Origin of the sequence: Fusobacterium sp., assembly GCF_032477075.1 — a bacterium.
GTDB lineage: Bacteria > Fusobacteriota > Fusobacteriia > Fusobacteriales > Fusobacteriaceae > Fusobacterium_A.
In genome coordinates this window covers 29778-51115 of record NZ_JAWDXO010000003.1, presented here as the reverse complement: position 1 = coordinate 51115, position 21338 = coordinate 29778, and the positions used below count along the sequence as shown (strand labels likewise).

The following is a 21338-nucleotide window of genomic DNA, read 5'->3' as shown; positions in this document are numbered from 1 at the left end:
AGATGAAAAAATTATTATTAGGAGCATTATGTTTAATACTTGGAGCAACTGCTTTTGCAGCAGAAAAAGTTATTGGAGTATCTTTGCCTGGACCAGTGGGATATTTTATAGCTGTAAGAGACGGAATGGACACACAGGCTAAAAAAGAAGGGGTAAAATTAGAATATACAGATGCTAACTGGGACCCTATCAAGCAATTATCTCAAATAGAAGATCTTGTAGCAAAAAAAGTAGATGTAATAGCAGTAGCAGCAGCAGATTCAGAAGCTATTAAAGGAGCAATTGCAATAGCTAATGAAGCAAAAATACCAGTTATAGCATTTACAAATGCAATAGGAAGCGATGAAGATGGTAAATATGATGGTGTAGTTACTTATGTTGGACAAAATGAAGTGAAAACAGGAGCATTAACAGGGAAAATAGCAAAGAATTTATTAAAAAAAGATGATGCAAAAATAGTTCTTATAGAAGGAGTTCCAGGAACACCTCCTCAAAGAAACAGAAAAAAAGGTCTTACTGAAGAAATAGCAGGAACAAAAATGGAAATAGTATATAATCAAACAAGCAGATGGGAAAAAGAAAGAGCTATGAAAATAGTTGAAGATCTTATTCAGAAAAATCAAAAAATGGATATAATAATAACTCAAGATGACAACTCAGCTATGGGAGCTGGAATGGCATTACAAGAAGCAGGATTAAAAGATAAAATATATGTAATAGGACTTGGAGGAAGCAAAGAAGGACTTGCAGCTATAAAAGATGGTCTTATTGATGGAACTACATATATGTCAGCTGTAGAAGAAGGAGCAAAAACTATAGAAGCAGCTGGAAAATTATTGAGAGGAGAAAAACTTGAACCAGTAACACCTATGATCCAAGTAGAGGTAAATAAAGAAAATGTAGACAGTTTTAAAGGGGAATGGTAAAATATTGAAAGGAAGTACAAATTCTTTTGTACTTCCTTCTTTTTTTATGGTATGCTATATTTGTATATATGAAATTGTGAGGTGTAAAATGCAGTATAAAAGTAAAGATATAGCAAAAGCTTCAGTAATAATGGCTATGAGTTCAAGAGATGAAGAGGCAGAACTTAAAGTAAGATATCTTAATTCAGGAATAAAAACAGCTGCTGTAGATATAGGGGGAAATGTGGTTGATTCTATTTCTAAAATCTTAGAAAGAGCTTTAGTGGCATCTAAAAGAAATGGAATAATATCAGAATCACATATATATGAAGGAGCTCTTACAGGAGCCACAAGAGAAGCTATAGCTCAAATTATGGATAAAGCAGTTGGATTTAATGTTGGAGGGAAAATAGGAATTGCAAGATCTCAGGAGCATCTTTCAGTATGTATTTTTCTTACAATAGGGATGTTCAGATTGGATGAAGTAGTAATTGGATTGGGACATAGAGCGGTACCTGTAGAGCATGAATAAATACCAGTTGACAAAAGCAGATATTTTTTATATAATTATCATTAATGATATGTAGAATAGTAAAATAGTAGGGATTGAAAAGAAATAAAAAACAGGATAGTAGAATTGTAGGATAGTAGGAAAATTTAATGCTTTTTTCAGAATCACCTTTTCAAAGGGGATTTGTTGTATTATGTTGATTTTACCTTTTTACAATTTTATGTAAAAAGGTTTTTTTATTTTCTGTTCAATAATCAGGAGGAGAAAATGAAAATAAAAGTAGGACAGAGATTAATAATGACGGCAATGTTTTTAATTATGATTGGGATACAAAGTGTAGCTCAAGAGGGAAAAAAATTTAAAATAGGTATTTCACAATTTGCAGAACATCCAGCATTAGATGATGTAAGAAAAGGTTTTGAAGATGAATTAAAATCTTTGGGAGTAAATACAGATATAATGTATAAAAATTCACAGGGAGATACAGGAGTAGCAGGGGTAATAGCTCAAAAATTTGTATCAGATAAAGTGGATTTGATATTTGGAATAGCAACTGTATCAGCTCAAGCTGCTAAACAATCAACAGATAAAATACCTGTTCTTTTCAGTGCTGTAACTGATCCAGTAAATTCGCAATTAGTAAAAACAATGGATAAAGTTGGAGGAAATGTAACAGGAACGACTGATGCTACACCTATGGAAAAACAATTAGAATTATTTCAAAAGATTGATCCTAAAATAAAAACAATAGGAATAATATATAATACAAGTGAATCAAATTCAGAAATACAAGTAGCTAATGCAAAAAAAATAAGTGTTAAGATGGGACTTGAAGTGAGAGCTGTTGGGGTAAATAATATAAATGATATACCTCAAGCTGTAAATTCTATGATATCCAAAGTGGATGGCTTTTATACTATTACTGATAATATAGTTGCTTCTGCAATAAATCTTATTTCTATGGCAGCAAATGAAAAAGGAATAGTAACAGTAGGAGCAGAAGAAGCTCACGTAAAAGGAGGTATACTTCTGACAGATGGACTTAGTTATTATGAATTAGGTAAACAAACTGGTCGTATGGCTAAAGAAATACTTGTAGAGGGAAAGAATCCAGAAGATATGCCAGTAGAAACTTTGGCAAATACAACTAAAGTAGTAAACGAAAAAACAATGAAAAATCTTAAATTAGATAAAAATCTTTCAGTTTTTGAAGGAGCAGAATTTATAGAACAATAGAAAAAGGGGTAAAAAATGAATTCATTAATGACTATATCTATAGAACAGGGACTCATATTTGCAGTATTGGCAATGGGAGTATTTATAACATATAAAATACTGGATTTCCCTGATTTATCGGTAGAAGGAACATTTCCATTTGGGGCATTTATTTTTGCAAGATTCGCAACTTTGGGTCTTGATCCAATACTAAGTACTGTGCTAGCTTTTGTATTTGGGTCATTAGCTGGAGTGATAACATATTTTCTTCATATTAAAATGAAGATAGCTCCCATACTTGCTGGAATACTTACAATGACTATTCTTTATTCTGTAAACTTGAGAATAAATGGAAAAGCAAATATCCCTTTATATAATAATCCATCTGTTTTTTCATTAGGAAATAAGATAGTAGTTCTTGTGGTAATAGTCATGCTTATAAAAATATTAATGGATATGTTTCTTAAAACAGAGATAGGATATTTACTCATAGCTACTGGAGATAATGAAACTTTAGTAAAATCTTTAGGAGTAAGCTGTGATAAGTTTAAACTTTTAGGGCTTATGCTTTCAAATGGATTAGTAGCTGTAAGTGGAGCATTAATGGGACAAAGACAAGGATTTGCAGATATAAATATGGGAACATCTATAATAGTTTCTGCACTTGCTTCAATAATAATAGGTGATACTATTTTAAAAAAATCAACAAAATTAAAAGGAACAACAAGAGCTATACTTGGTTCTATAAGTTATAAAATAATAGGTGGAATAGCAATAGATTTAGGACTTGCTCCAACAGATCTGAAAGCTATCAGTGCAATAATAGTAATAATATTTATAGGATATAATAATGCATCATTCTTTAGTCTAAAGAAGAAAGGAGGAGAGGAAAATGCTGGAAATAAAGAACCTGTCAAAAAGTTTTAATGGTGGAACTGAAAATGAATTAAATATATTTGAAGAATTTAATCTTAATATAAAAGATAGTGAATTTGTAGCAATATTAGGATCAAATGGATGTGGAAAAAGTACTCTTTTTAATCTTATAAGTGGTTCATTAAAAGAAGATACTGGAAGTATCATTCTTGATGAAAAATCAATAAATAGCTTAAAAGAAGAAGAAAGAGCTTGGGGCATAGGAAAAGTCCACCAAGACCCATCTAAGGGAGTATCTCCTTCTCTCACTATATTAGAAAATCTTTCTTTGGCAGATAAGAAATGTGAAAAGTTTTCTTTGAGAAATCTTATAAAAAAAGATAAGATAAAAAGATTTGTAGAAATTTTAAAAGAAGTAGATTTAGGACTTGAAAATAAACTGGATACTCAGGTAAAATTTCTTTCAGGAGGACAAAGACAAGCTCTTTCTCTTATTATGGCGACTTTAAAAAAACCAAAACTTCTTCTTTTAGACGAACATACAGCAGCCCTTGATCCAAAGACATCAAAGGTGATAATGGAAAAGACGAAGCAACTTATTGATAAGCAGAATATTACAACTATGATGATATCTCATAATTTAAGAGATGCAGTACAGTATGCTGATAGAATAATTATGTTGGATAAGGGAAGAGTTATACTTGATGTAGAAAGTAAGAAAATAACTGAATCAGAACTTGTTAAAATATATAATTCTAAAATAGAAAAAGAGCAGATGAGAGCAGCAGGATAAAATGAAAATTGAGTTTTAGAATTTTTGAGTTAGAGATATTCTAGCAAAAAATTCTAAAACTTTTTTTATTAGAAAAATATTTTATATCTTGACAGATGTTTGATACTGATTGACAAAAAACTATGTAAGGAGTATTATAATAGATAGTTTGGTAGAAAAATTTAAGGAGGAAGTTAAATGTCAGATTGTAATACTTGTCCATCAGGAAGCAGTTGTACAAAAGATAAAGAAAGTTGTGGAATAGTAAATAATCCACATAATAATATAAAAAAAGTAATTGGAGTAATGAGTGGTAAAGGTGGAGTTGGAAAATCTACAGTAACAACTTTATTTGCAAAAGAATTGAATAAATTGGGATATAAAGTGGGAATAATGGATGCAGATATAACTGGACCTAGTATTCCAAGATTGATGGGAATGAAAGATGAAAAAGCTATGGGAGATGGAGAAAATATATATCCTGTGGTCTCTAAAGAAGGAATAAAAGTTATCTCTCTTAATTTATTAATAGATGATGAAAATGAACCAGTAATTTGGAGAGGACCAGTGATAGGTGGAGCTGTAAAGCAGTTCTGGGAAGATGTAGTATGGGGTGAACTTGATTTTTTATTGATAGATATGCCTCCAGGAACAGGAGATGTAGCTTTAACAGTTATGCAGTCAACACCTGTAAATGGAGTAGTAATGGTATCAGTTCCTCAGGATATGGTATCAATGATAGTGGCAAAGGCTGTAAATATGACTAAAAAAATGAATATACCTATATTAGGTGTAGTAGAAAATATGAGTTATATAGTTTGCCCAGGATGTGAAACTAAAATAAGTTTTAATGAAGAAAATGGAATGAATGACTTTTTAAATGAAATGGGGCTTACTTTATTAGGAGAACTTCCTATGACTAGAGGAATAGCAGGGCTTACAAAAGGGATAGAAGAGGGAATAGGAGAATTATTTGCTCCTGTTGCTGTAAATATTATTAAAGAAATTGAAAAATTACAATAAGTAATTTTTTAGGAAAACAGAAATAAATTGTAAATAGAAATATTTATTAAAGAAAAAATAAAAGTAAAATTTATAACAGTTTCACAGTAATTATTATAGTTAAGGCTATTTAATTATTGTGAAATTTTTTTATTAAAATAGCATTTTATATTTTATACATTAAATATAGAACAAATTATATTAAAAGAAAATAATATTTTCTGATTTTTTAATAATTAAAATAAAAAAATAGTTGAAATTTTAATTCGTAAGTGCTACTATGAAGTTGGATATTGGATACAAAATATCCTGTTGAAAATTTAATAATAAGGAGGTTCAAAATGAAAAAAATGTTAGCATTGTTATTTGTAATTCTTTCTGTTGTATCTTTTGCAGAAACAAAAGTTTTATACAATAAAAAAATAACAAAAAACAATCCAAAAATGAAAATCATGACTTACAACATTGCAGCAGGAGCAAATAATTTTAAAGTAGATTTGAAGGTTACAGCAGAAACGATAAAAAAAATAAATCCAGATATTATAGCTATACAAGAAGTGGATAGAAATACTAATCGTAGTGGAAAGATAGATCAAGCACAAATTCTTGCTGATCTTACTGGGTATAATATGGTATTTGGAAAAACTATTGATCATGATGGAGGAGATTATGGAATAGCAGTTTTATCAAAATATCCTATTTTAAGCCAGCAAAGTCTTGTATTACCTTCTTTTCCTAATGGGGATATAACAAGTCCTGGCTATGAACAAAGGATAGCTCTAGTTACTCAAATAGAAGTTCCAGGATTTGAAGTACCTATTACATTTATCAATACTCATTTAGATTGGCATGAAGATCCAACAGTTCGTTTACAGCAAGTAAGAACTATAAATGAAATAACTCTTGATATGAGAGGAATAAAAATATTAGTTGGAGATTTTAATGATACTGTTAATTCAGTAATAGGAAAAGAAATGGAAAGATATTGGGTATCAGTATTTGATGATAAGATAGACCACAGAACATGGCCAGCAGTAAATCCAGAAGTTGCAATTGACCAAATATATTTAAATAAAGCACAAGTATGGGAAGCACAAACATATGTACCTAACAAAGAAAATGAAAAAGATGGAATTCAATGGAATAAAGTAAGTGATCATATTCCTGTGATTGTAGATTTAAAATTATTAGAGCAATAATTAGTTGCAAGGAAAATAAAAGGGGGTGAAAATGATTTCACCCTCTTTATATATTGATATTTAATTAGCTTTTACTTTATTTTTATCCAACTTAGCAATAATTTTTTCATTGACAGAGAAGAATATGAATATAGCTGTGAATATAAACAATAGAAATTGATACCATAATAAAGGAATCACATCTAGTGGAGAAACTTTTCCAGCTGTAAATCCTAGAAGAATAAGCATTTGAGCCCCATAAGGGATAAGTCCCTGGAATATACAAGAGAAGATATCCAGTATAGCTGCACTTTCTCTAAGGTCAACACTATATTTCTGACATATTCTTTTTGCAATAGAACCATTTATAATAATGGCAACAGTATTATTAGCAACTGCTATATCTGTTACTGCAACTAAAAGGCCAACACCAATTTTAGCACTTTTCTTTCCAATTATTATTCTTTGTATCTGTTCAATCAACCATTGGATACCACCAGCTTTTGTAGACATTGCAGCTAATCCTCCAGTCAGTAATGAAAGAAGAAATATTTCATTCATACCTAAAAAACCAGAATATACCTCATTTGTTAAAGAAAGCAAAGTAAAATTTCCATAAGCTAACCCAATTATTCCTGAAAGAAATATACCACTAGTAAGAACAATAAAAACATTTACTCCTACAATAGCTAAAATAAGAACTACCAAATATGGAAGTACTTTCAAAAAGTTATATGTTAGCACTTCTATTTGAGGAATATGATCTGGTTTTCCAAATATTAAAAGCAAGATAACTGTAATAATTGCAGCTGGAGCAGCAATATATAAATTTACTCTGAATTTATCTCTCATCTCTACACCTTGAGTTTTTGTTGCTGCAATAGTTGTATCTGATATAACTGAAAGATTATCTCCAAACATAGCTCCACCCATAACAGCAGCCAAGATTAAAGGAAGGGGAACTCCACTCTTTTCAGCTAGTCCTACTGCAATAGGGGTAATAGAAACTATGGCTCCTACAGAAGTTCCAGTAGCAGTAGATATAAAAGAGGCTATTATAAATAATCCTGCTGCAATATAATGAGCAGGGATATATGTAAGTCCCATATTTACAGTAGCATCTACTCCCCCCATAGCTTTAGATACACCTGCAAACGCACCTGCAAGCAAATAAATTATACACATTGTAATTATATCTTGATGTCCACAACCTTCAAGGAAAGTATCAAATTTTTCCATGATAGTTCCTTTAAACAATATGAATGCAAAAATAATACCTACAAAAACAGCAACTGGTGAAGGTAATTGATAGAATGCCATTGCTACACCCTTCATTTGAAGGACGATACCTGTTCCAAGATAAATGATAACAAATATTAAAAGGGGAATTAACCCTATAAAACTTGGTTTAGATTTGTTCTCCATATAGACCTCCTATTATATCTCTATATTTTGCTGAGACCGTATTCTAAATCTGCTATAATATCTTCAATATTTTCAAGTCCAACTGATAACCTTACTAATCCATCAGTTATTCCAGCCTCCATTCTTTCCTCTTTAGTATAAGGAGAGTGAGTCATAGATGCAGGGTGCTGAATTAGAGTTTCAGTGTCTCCTAGAGATACAGCCAAAGAGCATAAATTTAAATTATTTAGAAGAATCTTTCCAGCTTCAAATCCACCTTTTAATTCAAAAGACATAATTCCACCAAAAGCATCCATTTGTTTTGCTGCAATGTTATGACCTGGATGTGATTTAAGTCCAGGGAAATAAACTTCAGCAACTTTATCATGAGCTGTCAAGAATTCGGCAACTTTCATAGCGTTTTCACAATGTTTTTTCATTCTTATTTCAAGAGTTTTCATACCTCTGATTATTAAATATGCTTCCATAGGTCCTAAAACTGACCCTGTCATATCTTTTATTCCAACTAATCTTATTTGATCAATTAAATCTTTTCTAGAAATAACAATACCTGCAATAACATCTCCATGTCCATTTAGATATTTTGTAGCTGAGTGAACAACTATATCAGCCCCTAATTCAATAGGTTTTTGACAATAAGGAGTAGAAAATGTATTATCAACAATAACTAGTGTATTTGGGTTAGTATGAGCTACATCAGCTATTGCTTTTATATCAACTATTTTCAAGTTAGGATTTGCTGGAGTTTCTAAATAAATACCTCTAGTATTAGGTTTCATAGCTTTTTTAACAGATTCAGCATCTGAAGTATCAACAAAACTTACTTCAATACCAAATTTTGATAATCCATGGCTAAAAAATGCAAAAGTACATCCATAAAGAGTTTTATCAGAGATAATATGATCTCCAGCTTTTAATATAGTCCACATAACAGAAGAAATAGCTCCCATACCAGAGGATGTAGCTACAGCTGCTTCTCCTTGTTCTAATTGTGCAATTTTATCTTCTAATACAGCAGTAGTAGGGTTTCCAAGTCTTGAATATATGTATCCTGATTCTTCTAATGCAAATCTTTTTCCACCTTGTTCTGCTGAGTCAAATACGAAAGTAGAAGTTTGAAATATAGGGACAGCTAATGTTCCATAAGGATTTTTACAGCTTCCACCATGAATACTTACAGTTCCAAATCCAGCTTTTTTATTTTTCATAATATTTCCTCCTTAAAAAATGTTAAATATATGTTTTTAATAGATAATATAAGAATAAAACGCTTTATTATAATACAATTTTATTATATAATATAAGAAAAATCAAACATTTGACCTCAAAAGTGTCTTATGACACTTTGAATAAAGTGCTTTTAGAATACCTCAAAATGGGAGGAAAATATTATTATGAATGAGAAAATAATTAGAAAGACAGGTACCAATTTTTATACTCAGTTGTATGAATTATTAAAAGCTGAAATAGTTACAAAAAAAATGAAACCTGATTCAAAATTTTATTCTGTAAGACAGACAGTTATTAAATTTGATATAAATATAAATACAGTTTTGAGAGTCTACAGAATGCTGGAAGAGAATGGATACATATATTCAATAAGAGGAAAGGGCTGCTTTGTAAAAGAATATTCAGATTTTACTATTAGTGATAAGGTTATTCCTATTATGGAAAGCTTTAGGTATGGACAACAGAATGAACTTCCTGAAATAATTTTTTCAAATGGTACACCATCAAAAGATTTTTTTCCAGTAGAAGTATATCAAAGGCTTTCTGAAAAAGCAATAAAAGATTGTGGCAAGGAGTTATTTGGATATCAAAATGTACAGGGATTAACTAGTTTAAGGGATACTTTAGCCGATTATCTTGAAAAAGATGATATTTTTGTAGAAAGAGAAGATATAATTATAACATCTGGAACACAGCAATCCTTAGATATAGTGATTAAAGCTTTTGGATGTCATCCTGTAAAAACAATAGTTATATCAAATCCTACCTATCCTAATGCAATAAACTTTTTAGGTGATGTATGTAACATAAAGACAATGGATATTGAAAATGATGGTTGGGATATGGAAAAATTTGAAGAGATGATAAAAAAAGAAAAGATACATATGGTTTATGTAATATCTAATTTTCAAAATCCAACAGGGATAGTATGGTCAGATGAGAAGAAAAAAAGACTTATTCAGTTGGCAGAAGAGTATGATTTTTATATAATAGAAGATGATTGCTTTTGTGAATTTTATTATGATGAGAATAAGGTGTACTCAATAAAAAGTATGGATAAAAGCGGAGAGGAAAGAGTTGTATATATAAGAACATATTCAAAGATGTTTATGCCTGGAATAGCTTTAGCTTTTATGATTCCTCCAAGAAAATTTATGGAGAAGTTTGTATTGATAAAATATGGACTTGATCCTAATACACCAGGATTAAATCAAAAAATATTAGAATATTTTATAACAGAAGGCCATCTTGATAGACATTTAGAAGAATCTAAAAAAATACTGGCAGCTAAATTTCAAAAAATGCTTTCTTTACTTTTAAAAATACCACATATAAAAATATTAATTGTACCAAGAGGTGGTTTCTTTATTTGGATAGAATTGGCTGATTATATTGATGGAGAAAAATTTTATTATAAATGTAAATTGAGAGGGCTTTCAATATTACCAGGGAGTATATTTTATTATAATAAAAGAAACTCGTGTGAGATAAGAATAAGTTTTTTATCTGCAACTATGGAAGAAATTGAAATAGGAATAAAAATAATGGAAAATGTTCTCATAAATTGTGAAGGAGCAAAGAAATTTACAGGAAAAATTTAGATATAAATAAACCATTAAAAGAAAAAATCAGAAATAATTCCTGTAAAAAACTTGCCAATACAACAGTGTAAAAAGAGAAAAGCCTAAGGGAGTAGAGATAAGAGTAGTTCCTTGGGAAAATATATAAAAAAACATCCTTCATATATTTAAATTTATAGAAGGATGTTTTTTATTAGTTTTCTAATACATGAGAATCAAGAAAAATATGTGGATTTACAAAAGTAGTTCCTATACTGATTGTAAAATGAAGATGAGGACCAGTAGTGAAACCTGTGTTTCCACTTTTTCCAATTACATCACCTTTTTTTATTGTGTCTCCTTCCTTTACATCTAAAACACTCATATGAGCATAACTTGAAAATACATTCATTCCATGATCAATAACAATGGTATTTCCAGTGGAAGTCAGTTCTTTTGCAAGAACAACTTTTCCAGAATTTGATGCTTTTAATGGAGTTCCAACAGGAACAGGAAAATCAATACCTGAATGATACCCCACAACCTTATTATTTACAAATCTCATGGCTCCAAAAGGGCTACTGATTTTTTTCTGTACAGGAAGTATAAAATTACTGTCCCAAAGTTTTTTTTCAGCTGGATTTTTTTTAGCCTCAGCTACGAAATTAGTCATAATTTTCATATTTTTTTCAGAACGTTTTTCTGACATAGTTTTAGAAACAGTTATATAACTCTTTTTAAAGTTTCCATCAAGAACCTTTACAGTTTTAGAAAAAGCCTCATTATTTTCTTCAATTATTTTTACAGTGTATACTCCTACAGGAGTTGAATAATGCACAGGAATAAGAGCAATTTTTTTATCATTTTCTTCAAAATTCTTTATTTTTATTAAAGAGTTTTTGAAAATTATTTCATAGTTTTTATCAATAGGATATTCAACATAAAAAAATCCACCTTGTTTAACTTCGCTACCTGAAAATTTTATATCTTCTAATGCAAAAGTTGAAATAGTTAAAGTAAAAAATATCAGTAATATTAATTTTTTCATTTATTTCTCCTTATTAGCTATTTTTAGACAGAAGCTTTTACATAATTTACAGTAATTTTCTTCATAAATGGAACAGTGAGCACAGCTGTTATGAAATCTGCAAAAGGTAAGGCGAGCCAAATGCCATTTATTCCTATTAATTTTGGAAGAAAAATCAGTCCTATAAATACAAAAAGAAAACTCCTAGACATACATATTACATTAGAAACCATAGGTCTGTCAACTGCCTGAAGATAAGCAATATTTACAAAATTAAACCCTAAAAACGAAAGAGCTATGGAATAAAGAATAAATCCTTTAGTTGATTCAGCAACAAGAGATGTATCATGGGTAAAGATTTTTACTACTGAAGTAGCAAGAAAAAATATTATTATGAGAGAAACTATAGAAGTTCCAAAAGTTATTTTGTGAGCAAAGATAAGCATTCTTTTAACTCTAACTAAGTTTTTTCTACCATAATTGAAACTAACTATGGGCTGAATTCCTTGTGAAAGCCCAGTGAAAAGCATTCTGAAAAACATAAAACTGTAAGAGATTATTCCATAAGCAGAAGCTCCAAAGACACCAACAGCATTCATGAATGCAATATTAAGCAAAACTGTAATGACAGCTACTGCAAATTCCAGTACAAATGAAGGAAATCCAATGGATAAAAGTTTTTTTAAAAGAAAGAAATCTATTTTTTTTAAAGAAAGATCAATTTTAAATGTAGAACCAATAAAGTGTCTACATAAATAAACAGCGGATGCTACTTGGCTAATAGCAGTAGCATAGGCTCCTCCTTCTATTCCTAAATTAAATTTAAAGATGAATAAGTAATCTAATATGATATTCAATCCGGCTCCTAGAAGAGTAGATACCATTGCTCTTCTTGGGGCGTTATCATTTCTTACTACTGCATTTAGTGACATGGATATCATAAGAAAAAAAGTAGATACTGTACAGGGATACATATATCCTTTTATCATTGGAAGAAGTTTTTCATTTGCTCCCATAGCCATCATTAAAGGTTTGGTAAATAAAAATATCATACTTGCTACTATTATATATACAAAAATATTGAGAAGGATTATATGAGAGAAACATTTATTTTGATATTTAATGTCATCTTTTTTGAATGCAATAAGAGTAGCTCCTCCTATTCCAAACATTAGACTAAGAGCAACAGTAAAATTGATGATGGGATATCCAATGTTCACAGCAGCAATTCCGTCACTTCCTACACCCCTTGTAATAAAGACACCATCAGCAATAGTATAAAGAGATGTTACTATCATACTGATAGTTGAAGGAACAGCAAAACTAAAAAAAAGTTTTGAGATCTTTCCAGTCTTTAAGTTCAAACTTTGTTTCATTTTTTCACCTTCCAAATATTAATCAAATTTATCTGAACAATACATATCATACACTATAAATAAAAATTTTCAATATAATTTAAGAAAAAATTTTAAAATACACTGGAAATATCTAGTTGACAAAAATAGAAAGCAGCTTTATACTATTTATGTAGAGAAATTAAATAAAAAAATTATCTTCAGGGCAGGGTGAGCATTTTGTAATTCCCGACCGGCGGTAAAAGTCCGCGAAGACCTTTGGTCTTGATTTGGTGTAATTCCAAAACCGACAGTATAGTCTGGATGGAAGAAGAGAAAAGAAATCTTTTTTGATTGTCTTTTTTATGCTTTTACAGCCTGGAGTTTATCTAGGCTTTTTTATTTGTCCTGAATCACAAGGAGGAAAAATGAAAGTATTAGAAGGAAATTATGCAGGTAGAGGGTTAAAAATTGGAATTGTAGCAGCAAGATTTAATGAGTTCATCACATCTAAATTAATAGGTGGAGCAGAGGACGCATTAGTTAGACATGAAGTTGCAAAAGATGATATTGAATTAGCTTGGGTACCTGGAGCATTTGAAATTCCTTTAGCAGCAAAAAAAATGGCAGAATCAGGGAGATATGATGCTGTAATTACTCTGGGAGCAGTAATTAAAGGATCAACACCGCATTTTGATTACGTTTGTGCAGAAGTTTCTAAAGGGGTAGCTACTGTAAGTCTTCAAAGTGATATACCAGTAATATTTGGTGTACTTACTACAAATACTATAGAAGAAGCTATCCAAAGAGCTGGAACAAAAGCAGGAAATAAAGGATTTGATGCAGGAGTTACAGCTATTGAAATGGTAAACTTACTAAAGGGGATGTAATCATGGATAAAAAGTACATGGAGAGAGCATTGGAACTTGCTGCTCTGGGAGAAGGGAAGGTAAATCCCAATCCTATGGTAGGAGCAGTAGTAGTAAAAGATGGAAAAATTGTAGGTGAAGGATATCATAAAAAATATGGTGGACCACATGCTGAAGTTTTTGCTCTGGGAGAAGCTGGAAAAAAAGCTGAAGGAGCAACTATCTATGTTACTTTAGAACCATGTTCTCATTATGGAAAAACTCCTCCATGTGCCAAAAAAATAATAGATATGGGGATAAAAAGGTGCATTATTGCATCTTTAGACCCAAATCCACTGGTATCTGGAAGAGGTATAAAAATGATGACAGATGCTGGTATTGAAGTAATTACTGGTATCATGGAAAAAGAGGCTTCAGAACTCAATAGAGTTTTTATGAAATATATATCAACAAAAGTACCTTATTTATTTTTGAAATGTGGAATAACATTAGATGGAAAAATAGCCAGCAGAACAGGAAATTCCAAATGGATAACTAATGAACTGGCAAGAGAAAAAGTACAAAAACTAAGAAATAAATATATGGGGATAATGGTAGGAATAAATACAATTCTTGCAGATAATCCAAGTCTTACAGCTAGAATAGAAAATGCAAGGAATCCATATAGAATAGTAATAGATCCATTTTTAGATATTCCTATAGATTCAAAATTTGTAAATTTTGAAGATAAAAAAAGTATTCTAATTACTTCATATAGTAATGTAGAAAAAGAAAAAATATCTTTTTTAAAAAAGAAAAATATAAATGTGATTTTTCTAAAAGGGATAGATTTTAAATTATATGATATATTAAAAAAAATTGGAGATCTTGGAATAGATGCAGTTCTTTTAGAAGGAGGAAGTTTTTTGATATCAAAAGCTTTTTCTGAAAATATTATAGATGGAGGTGAAATATTTATTGCTCCAAAAATACTTGGAGATGATAAAGCAATTCCATTTATAAGAGGATTTGATTGTGAATATATTTCTGATGGATTTCAATTGACAAATGTTAAAATAAATAATTATGGAAATAATGTATCGATGGAGTTTTACAGATAGAGAGGAGAGTGATTTCTATTTTTACAGGACTTGTAGAGGAGATAGGAGAAGTCCTTGCTATTGAAAATGGTGAGAAATCTCTTAAGATAAAAATAAAATGTAAAAAAGTCTTAGATGAGAGCAAAATTGGAGACAGCATAGCAACAAATGGAACTTGTCTTACTGCTGTTGAGATAGGAGAAAATTATTTTACTGCTGACTGTATGTATGAAACAGTGAAAAGAACTAATCTGAAAAGACTTAAATCAGGAGATAAAATAAATCTTGAAAAATCTATTACACTGGCGACTCCTCTTGGAGGGCATCTTGTAACAGGAGATGTAGACTGTGAAGGAACTATTGTTTCAATAACTTCAGAAGGAATAGCAAAGATATATCAGATAGAGATAGATAGACAATATATGAAATATGTAGTTGAAAAAGGAAGAGTAACTTTAGATGGAGCAAGTTTAACAGTTATGGGAATGACAGACAGTAGTCTGAGTGTATCTCTCATACCACATACACAAGAAATGGTAACATTAGGAAGTAAGAATATAGGAGATTATATAAATGTAGAAACTGATCTCATAGGAAAGTATGTAGAAAGATTGCTTAATTTTTCTGGAGAAGATAAAAAAGAAGGAATACTTACAAGAGAGTTTCTCTTAGAAAATGGATTTTAGAGGAGAGTGAATTAATAATGTTAGATAGAATAGAAGATGCTCTGGAAGATCTTAAAGCCGGAAAATCAATAATTGTAGTAGATGATGAAAATCGTGAAAATGAAGGAGATATAATTTGTGCAGCTGAATTTGCAACACTGGAGAATGTAAATCTTATGGCAGCTCATGCAAGAGGACTTATTTGTATGCCTATGTCAGAAGAATATATAGAAAAATTGGATTTACCTCAAATGTGTAGCGACAATACAGATAATCATTGTACAGCTTTTACAGTATCAATTGACCATGTAGATACAACAACTGGAATATCTGCATATGAACGTGGAATAACAGCAATGAAAGTAGTAGAAGAAGATGCAAAACCAAAAGATTTCAGAAGACCAGGTCATATGTTCCCTCTTAGAGCAAAACAAGGTGGAGTTCTTGTAAGAAATGGGCATACAGAAGCAACAGTTGATCTTATGGTACTTGCAGGACTTAAACCAGTAGGACTATGTTGTGAAATAATGAAAGAAGATGGAATGATGGCAAGAATGGATGATCTTCAAGAATTTGCTAAGAAGTTTAATCTTAAAATGATATCAATAGAAGATCTTCAAAAATATAGAAGAAAAAATGAAAAACTTATGGAAATATCTGTAAAAGCAAAAATGCCAACTGCTCAAGGAGAATTTGAAATAGTTGGTTTTGATAATAAGCTTGATGATAAAGAGCATATTGCTCTTATAAAAGGAAACTTAGAAGGTAAAGAAAATGTTCTTATAAGAATCCATTCAGAATGTTTTACAGGGGATATTTTAGGATCACTGAGATGTGATTGTGGTTCTCAGTTAAAAAGAGCTATGAAGAGAGTAGATGAAGAAGGGGAAGGAGCAGTTCTTTATTTAAGACAGGAAGGAAGAGGAATTGGACTTCTCAATAAATTAAGAGCTTATACTCTTCAAGATAATGGAGCAGACACAGTAGAAGCAAATGTAAAACTTGGTTTTGACCCAGACATGAGAGATTATTCCATAGCAGCTCAAATGATAAAAGCTCTTGGAATAAAATCAGTAAGAATAATGACAAATAATCCTGAAAAAATTAAAGGACTTGAAGAATATGGTATAAAAGTAACTGGAAGAGAAGCTATTGAAACAGGATTTAATCCATCAAATGAAAGATATATGAAAACTAAAAAAGAAAAAATGGGTCATATACTTCATATCTAAATATAAGAAAATAAAGTGTTTTGAGAAATGGGTTCATCATTTAAAGAAATGGACTCATTTCTTTTTTTTCTAATAGATGATATAATTAAAAAAAATAAAAGTGTGGAGAAATTATGGAAAATATTAAAGAAACAATAACTGTATACACTAATGAAAATGATAAAGGAAAAAGAATAGACAGTTTTTTAAATGAAATAATAGATGATGCAACAAGATCATATATTCAGAAAATAATTGATAATGGATATGTGGAAATAACTGGAAAAAAAATAACTAAAAATGGAAATAAACTTAAAGGAATAGAAAGAATTGTAGTGAATATTCCAGAAGATGAAACTCTTGATGTGATACCAGAAAATCTCCCTCTTAATATAATATATGAAGACAAAGATATAGTTGTTATAAATAAAGCACCAGATATGGTGGTACATCCAGCACATGGGAATTATAATGGAACTCTTGTAAATGCTCTATTGTATCATATAAAGGACCTTTCTACTATCAATGGAGTAATAAGACCAGGAATTGTTCATAGATTGGACAAGGATACAAGCGGAGTTATAGTGGTAGCTAAGAATGATGAAGCTCATTCAGCTCTTTCAGATATGTTTAAGGAAAAAACTTTAGAAAAAGTATATATATGTATAGCAAAGGGAATATTTAAGGATAAGTATGGGAGAATTGAAACTCTTATAGGACGTGATATAAGAGATAGAAAAAAAATGGCAGTAGTAGATATTAATGGAAAGAATGCTGTTTCTAATTATGAAATATTAGATGAAGGAAAAAATTTTTCCCTTGTAAAAGTGAGAATAGAAACTGGAAGAACGCATCAAATAAGAGTTCATATGAAATATCTTAACCATCCAATATTAGGAGATAATGTATATGGGAGCAGTAATGAAGGGATAAAAAGACAAATGCTCCATGCTTATAGATTGAAATTTACTCATCCTGTAACAAAAAAAGAAATGGTAGTTACAGCAGAAATTCCAGAAGACTTTAAAAAAGCAGCAAAATTTGCTGGAGTAGATATAGATAAAATAAAATTTTAAAGAGGGAATGATCATGAAAAACAAAAAAAATGACGAAATATCAGAAAGTCAATTGGAACTTTTTCTTGTTGAGGAAAAGAAAACAGAGAAAAACAGAAAAAAACAAGATATTTTAAATGAGAAAAAAGAAGCTGTATCTCTTTATGATTTTGATATTAATATAGGAGAGGAAATTATAGGAGTAGATGAAGCAGGAAGAGGTCCTTTAGCTGGTGCTGTAGTAGCTGCTGCTGTAAAATTAAAAAACTATGATAGTGATTTGGATGAAATAAATGATTCTAAACAGATATCAGAAAAAAAGAGGGAAAAACTTTTCAATGTGATAAAAAAACATTTTTTTGTAGGTATAGGAATAGCTGATACTAAAGAAATTGATGAGATAAATATACTTAATGCTACATTTTTAGCAATGAGAAGAGCTTTGGAAAATTTAAAAAAAGAGTGTGATGGAGAATATCTTATATTAGTAGATGGAAATTTTAAAATAAGAGAATATATAGGAAAGCAGAAGCCAATAATTAAAGGAGATGCAAAAAGTCTTTCTATCGCGGCAGCTTCAATAATAGCAAAAGTAACAAGAGATGGAATGATGAAAGAAGAAGCTGTTAAATATCCGCTATATGGCTTTGAAAGACATAAGGGATATGGAACGAAACAGCATAGAGAAGCAATAAAGGAATATGGAATATTGGGTATACATAGAAAAAGTTTTCTTACTAAAATATTAGAATAAAAGACTGGAGATTTTTATGAACAAAAGAAAAAAAGGAAGTCTTTATGAAGAGAAAGCAGCAAAGTTTTTAGAGGAGAATTCATATAGAATTTTAGAAAAAAATTATCATGGAAAACATGGGGAGATAGATTTAATAGCATTAAAGGATAGACAAATTATATTTGTCGAGGTAAAATATAGAGAAACATTTGACTATGGTTATGGTATAGAAGCTGTTGATAAAAGAAAAGCCAAAAGAATGTATAAGACAGCAGAAGAATATCTTATAAAAAATCATATAGAAGACTATAATATTAGATTTGATTGTATAAGTTATTTGAAAAATGAACAAAAGTGGTTTAAAAATATTTTATGGGGTGATGAAATTGGATTTTAAGTGTGTAAAATGCGGATGTGATAAATATCAGGTAAAAACTTCGATTTTACCAGAAAAAAGTCCAGGACTGAGGCTGGAACTGAGCACTTATTATATAAAGACATGTTTAAATTGTGGATATACAGAAATATATTCTGCTAAAATAGTAGATATGGAAAAAGATGAAGAACTTAAGCCAGAGTTTTAGAAAACTTTTCTTCTCAATAAAATGTTCTGTATGTGGAAAAATTATAGAAACTGAAACTCAATATATATGTCATGAATGCTTTAGAATATTGAGAAGAAAAAGTGAAATGAAAAATATAGATAATTATTATTTTTTATATTATTATGATGAAGATATAAAAAAAATTATAACGGACTATAAACTTAAGAATAGGAAAGTACTTTCAAAGGAAATTTCCATTTTGATAAAAAAACCTTTAAAGGAACTGATAAGAGAAAAAAGAATAAATATAGTGATACCAGTTCCAATAAGCAGCAACAGAATGAAAGAAAGAGGTTTTAATCAAGTAGAGGAAATATTAAAGGAATTGAGAATAGATTATGAAACAATAGATAGAATAAGAGATACAGAGCATATGTATTCTATATTAGAAGAGAAAAAAAGAGAAGAAAACATAAAAAAAGCCTTTAAAAATAACGAGATAAATGCAAATGGAAAAAATATACTCATAATAGATGATATAGTAACTACAGGAAGTACAATAAGAGAAATAGTGAAAGAAATAACGAAAAAAACTTCTCCAAAAGAGATATATATTTTTTCAATAGCAATGTCAAAATTCTTTAAAAAATAAATAAAAAACAGAGGTCATGATGGAAGTATATGTAGATAATGTAAAAATGGAGATGAAACAGAAGAGCTTTAAAAGTTTAGGAAATGCAATTTCTGCAATTAATAAAAAACTTATGAAAGAAAATAAAATACCACATGAAATATATGTGAATGGAAGCACTTTAAGAGATAATAGTATTATAGGAGGTAAGGATCTTAAAGTTATTGAAGTAATAACAAAAACTCATGGAGCTATGATATTGGAATCAATTCTTATTGCTAAAGAATCTATTGACAGATATTTTGATATATTTGATGATATTGAGGAAAGCGGACAAGAAAGTCTTAACGATGAAGATGAAATACAATTTATAGAAATGGTTATTTTTTTGAGATGGTTTTATAATCTTCTTCTTTTAATAAAAGAAAATCATATACTTGATTTTATATATGAAGATTTTGATGAATATATAGAAGATTTTCAAAAAGAACTGGAGGTTGCAGAACATGCTTATGAAAGAAGAGACCTTATCGGATTTATAGATATACTTGAATTTTCGATAGGAGATCTTTTGATAGAATTTTATGATAATGTAGAAGATTATTATAATGATATTGCAGAAGAAGAAAATCGTAAAAGATTGCTCAATTAATAGTTATTATATGACCAATGATACATTTGAAAAATAATGATTACTATGATAATATTTATTGAAAAGTAAATATAAAATGGAGGTTATTTAGAATGAGGAAAAAAGTTATAGCTGGAAATTGGAAAATGAATAAAACTAATGCAGAAGCAGTAGAAATGCTTACTGAATTGAAAGAACTTGTAAAAGGAATAAATAATGTAGATATAATAATAGGAGCTCCATTTACAGCTTTATCAGATGCTGTAAAAGTTGTAAAAGGAAGCAATATAGCAATAGCAGCAGAAAATGTTTATCCAAAAGATTCAGGAGCATATACAGGAGAAGTTTCTCCAGCTATGCTTAAATCAATAGGAGTAGAGTATGTTATTTTAGGACATTCAGAAAGAAGAGAATATTTTAAAGAAAGTGATGAGTTTATTAATGAAAAAGTAAAAGCAGTATTGGCTGCTGGAATGTTGCCAATACTTTGTATTGGAGAAAAATTAGAAGAAAGGGAATCAGGAAAAACTAGTGAAGTTACTGAAACTCAAATCAGAAGTGGGTTAAAAGATCTTACTGCTGAGGAAGCTAAAAAAGTAATAGTTGCTTATGAACCAGTGTGGGCAATAGGAACAGGAAAAACTGCTACACCTGAAATGGCACAGGAGACACATAGTCAAATAAGAGATGTATTGATATCTATGTTTGGAAATGAAACTGCTGAAGAAATGATAATTCAATATGGAGGATCAATGAAACCTGATAATGCAGTTGAATTATTAGCTCAAAAAGATATTGATGGTGGACTTATAGGAGGAGCATCTTTAAAAGCTTCTTCATTTGCTGAAATAGTTGTAGCAGGAAAATAAAAGAGGTGGAAAATTA

Annotated in this window: 23 protein-coding genes and 1 riboswitch; of the genes, 19 read left to right on the top strand and 4 right to left on the bottom strand. The window is 29.9% G+C overall.

Features of this window, described 5'->3' with window-relative positions:
- Positions 1-2 precede the first annotated feature (2 nt).
- From E6771_RS02495 to E6771_RS02465, 7 genes are all read left to right on the top strand, one after another.
- Positions 3-926, top strand: coding sequence for a sugar ABC transporter substrate-binding protein (locus tag E6771_RS02495; RefSeq protein ID WP_316089473.1), 924 nt, complete (start codon positions 3-5; stop codon positions 924-926).
- A gap of 88 nt (positions 927-1014) precedes the next feature.
- Complete coding sequence (locus E6771_RS02490) at positions 1015-1437, top strand: HutP family protein (RefSeq protein WP_316089471.1); 423 nt, start codon at positions 1015-1017, stop codon at positions 1435-1437.
- 246 nt (positions 1438-1683) lie between these two features.
- The gene (locus tag E6771_RS02485; RefSeq protein ID WP_316089469.1) at positions 1684-2652 is read left to right on the top strand and encodes an ABC transporter substrate-binding protein; all 969 of its coding nucleotides are present in this window, start codon (positions 1684-1686) and stop codon (positions 2650-2652) included.
- A gap of 15 nt (positions 2653-2667) precedes the next feature.
- Positions 2668-3558, top strand: a complete 891-nt coding sequence (locus E6771_RS02480) for an ABC transporter permease subunit (RefSeq protein WP_316089468.1) — start codon at positions 2668-2670, stop codon at positions 3556-3558.
- Entirely contained in the window at positions 3524-4300 is a 777-nt protein-coding gene (locus E6771_RS02475) for an ABC transporter ATP-binding protein (protein WP_316089466.1), read from the top strand. Before E6771_RS02480 ends, E6771_RS02475 begins: the two co-directional genes overlap by 35 nt.
- A 177-nt stretch (positions 4301-4477) precedes the next feature.
- Positions 4478-5302, top strand: a complete 825-nt coding sequence (locus tag E6771_RS02470; RefSeq protein ID WP_316089464.1) for an Mrp/NBP35 family ATP-binding protein — start codon at positions 4478-4480, stop codon at positions 5300-5302.
- 320 nt (positions 5303-5622) lie between these two features.
- Entirely contained in the window at positions 5623-6480 is an 858-nt protein-coding gene (locus E6771_RS02465; RefSeq protein ID WP_316089463.1) for an endonuclease/exonuclease/phosphatase family protein, read from the top strand.
- Between the two features lie 60 nt (positions 6481-6540).
- On the opposite strand, the gene E6771_RS02460 is transcribed toward E6771_RS02465, so the two are convergent.
- Both E6771_RS02460 and megL read right to left on the bottom strand, forming a co-directional pair.
- Positions 6541-7884: a Na+/H+ antiporter NhaC family protein gene (locus tag E6771_RS02460; RefSeq protein WP_316089462.1), complete on the bottom strand. Its 1344-nt coding sequence runs from the start codon at positions 7882-7884 to the stop codon at positions 6541-6543.
- 20 nt (positions 7885-7904) lie between these two features.
- On the bottom strand, positions 7905-9092 hold the full coding sequence (gene megL / locus E6771_RS02455; RefSeq protein ID WP_316089461.1) for a methionine gamma-lyase: 1188 nt from the start codon (positions 9090-9092) through the stop codon (positions 7905-7907).
- Positions 9093-9278: 186 nt separating this feature from the next.
- Here megL and E6771_RS02450 point away from each other — a divergent pair, with 186 nt between their 5' ends.
- A complete protein-coding gene (locus E6771_RS02450) occupies positions 9279-10715 on the top strand; it encodes a PLP-dependent aminotransferase family protein (RefSeq protein WP_316089460.1) in 1437 nt (478 codons plus the stop codon).
- A 172-nt stretch (positions 10716-10887) separates the two neighbouring features.
- Here E6771_RS02450 and E6771_RS02445 read toward each other — a convergent pair whose 3' ends face one another.
- Positions 10888-11721, bottom strand: a complete 834-nt coding sequence (locus E6771_RS02445) for a peptidoglycan DD-metalloendopeptidase family protein (RefSeq protein ID WP_316089459.1) — start codon at positions 11719-11721, stop codon at positions 10888-10890.
- A 23-nt stretch (positions 11722-11744) separates the two neighbouring features.
- Positions 11745-13076, bottom strand: a complete 1332-nt coding sequence (locus E6771_RS02440; protein WP_316089458.1) for an MATE family efflux transporter — start codon at positions 13074-13076, stop codon at positions 11745-11747.
- Between the two features lie 171 nt (positions 13077-13247).
- A riboswitch (FMN riboswitch) is annotated at positions 13248-13374 on the top strand.
- 88 nt (positions 13375-13462) lie between these two features.
- On the opposite strand from E6771_RS02440, the gene ribE reads away from it, so the two are divergent.
- The 11 genes from ribE to tpiA all read left to right on the top strand — a co-directional run bounded on the left by ribE (position 13463) and on the right by tpiA (position 21322).
- A complete protein-coding gene (gene ribE, locus E6771_RS02435; protein ID WP_316089457.1) occupies positions 13463-13924 on the top strand; it encodes a 6,7-dimethyl-8-ribityllumazine synthase in 462 nt (153 codons plus the stop codon).
- 17 nt (positions 13925-13941) lie between these two features.
- On the top strand, positions 13942-15003 hold the full coding sequence (gene ribD / locus E6771_RS02430) for a bifunctional diaminohydroxyphosphoribosylaminopyrimidine deaminase/5-amino-6-(5-phosphoribosylamino)uracil reductase RibD (protein WP_316089584.1): 1062 nt from the start codon (positions 13942-13944) through the stop codon (positions 15001-15003).
- Positions 15004-15020: 17 nt separating this feature from the next.
- On the top strand, positions 15021-15668 hold the full coding sequence (locus E6771_RS02425) for a riboflavin synthase (RefSeq protein WP_316089582.1): 648 nt from the start codon (positions 15021-15023) through the stop codon (positions 15666-15668).
- 17 nt (positions 15669-15685) lie between these two features.
- Entirely contained in the window at positions 15686-16879 is a 1194-nt protein-coding gene (locus tag E6771_RS02420) for a bifunctional 3,4-dihydroxy-2-butanone-4-phosphate synthase/GTP cyclohydrolase II (RefSeq protein WP_316089456.1), read from the top strand.
- Between the two features lie 113 nt (positions 16880-16992).
- On the top strand, positions 16993-17934 hold the full coding sequence (locus E6771_RS02415; protein WP_316089454.1) for an RluA family pseudouridine synthase: 942 nt from the start codon (positions 16993-16995) through the stop codon (positions 17932-17934).
- Positions 17935-17947: 13 nt separating this feature from the next.
- Positions 17948-18667: a ribonuclease HII gene (locus tag E6771_RS02410; protein ID WP_316089453.1), complete on the top strand. Its 720-nt coding sequence runs from the start codon at positions 17948-17950 to the stop codon at positions 18665-18667.
- Between the two features lie 16 nt (positions 18668-18683).
- Entirely contained in the window at positions 18684-19043 is a 360-nt protein-coding gene (locus E6771_RS02405) for a YraN family protein (RefSeq protein WP_316089452.1), read from the top strand.
- Positions 19027-19230 (top strand): zinc finger protein, encoded by a 204-nt coding sequence (locus E6771_RS02400; protein WP_005949092.1) that lies wholly within the window; start codon positions 19027-19029, stop codon positions 19228-19230. The genes E6771_RS02405 and E6771_RS02400 overlap by 17 nt, the downstream gene beginning before the upstream one ends.
- Positions 19205-19843, top strand: a complete 639-nt coding sequence (locus E6771_RS02395; protein ID WP_316089451.1) for a ComF family protein — start codon at positions 19205-19207, stop codon at positions 19841-19843. Before E6771_RS02400 ends, E6771_RS02395 begins: the two co-directional genes overlap by 26 nt.
- Positions 19844-19862: 19 nt before the next feature.
- On the top strand, positions 19863-20474 hold the full coding sequence (locus E6771_RS02390; protein ID WP_316089450.1) for a chemotaxis protein: 612 nt from the start codon (positions 19863-19865) through the stop codon (positions 20472-20474).
- 92 nt (positions 20475-20566) lie between these two features.
- The gene (gene tpiA, locus E6771_RS02385) at positions 20567-21322 is read left to right on the top strand and encodes a triose-phosphate isomerase (protein WP_316089449.1); all 756 of its coding nucleotides are present in this window, start codon (positions 20567-20569) and stop codon (positions 21320-21322) included.
- Positions 21323-21338 lie beyond the last annotated feature (16 nt).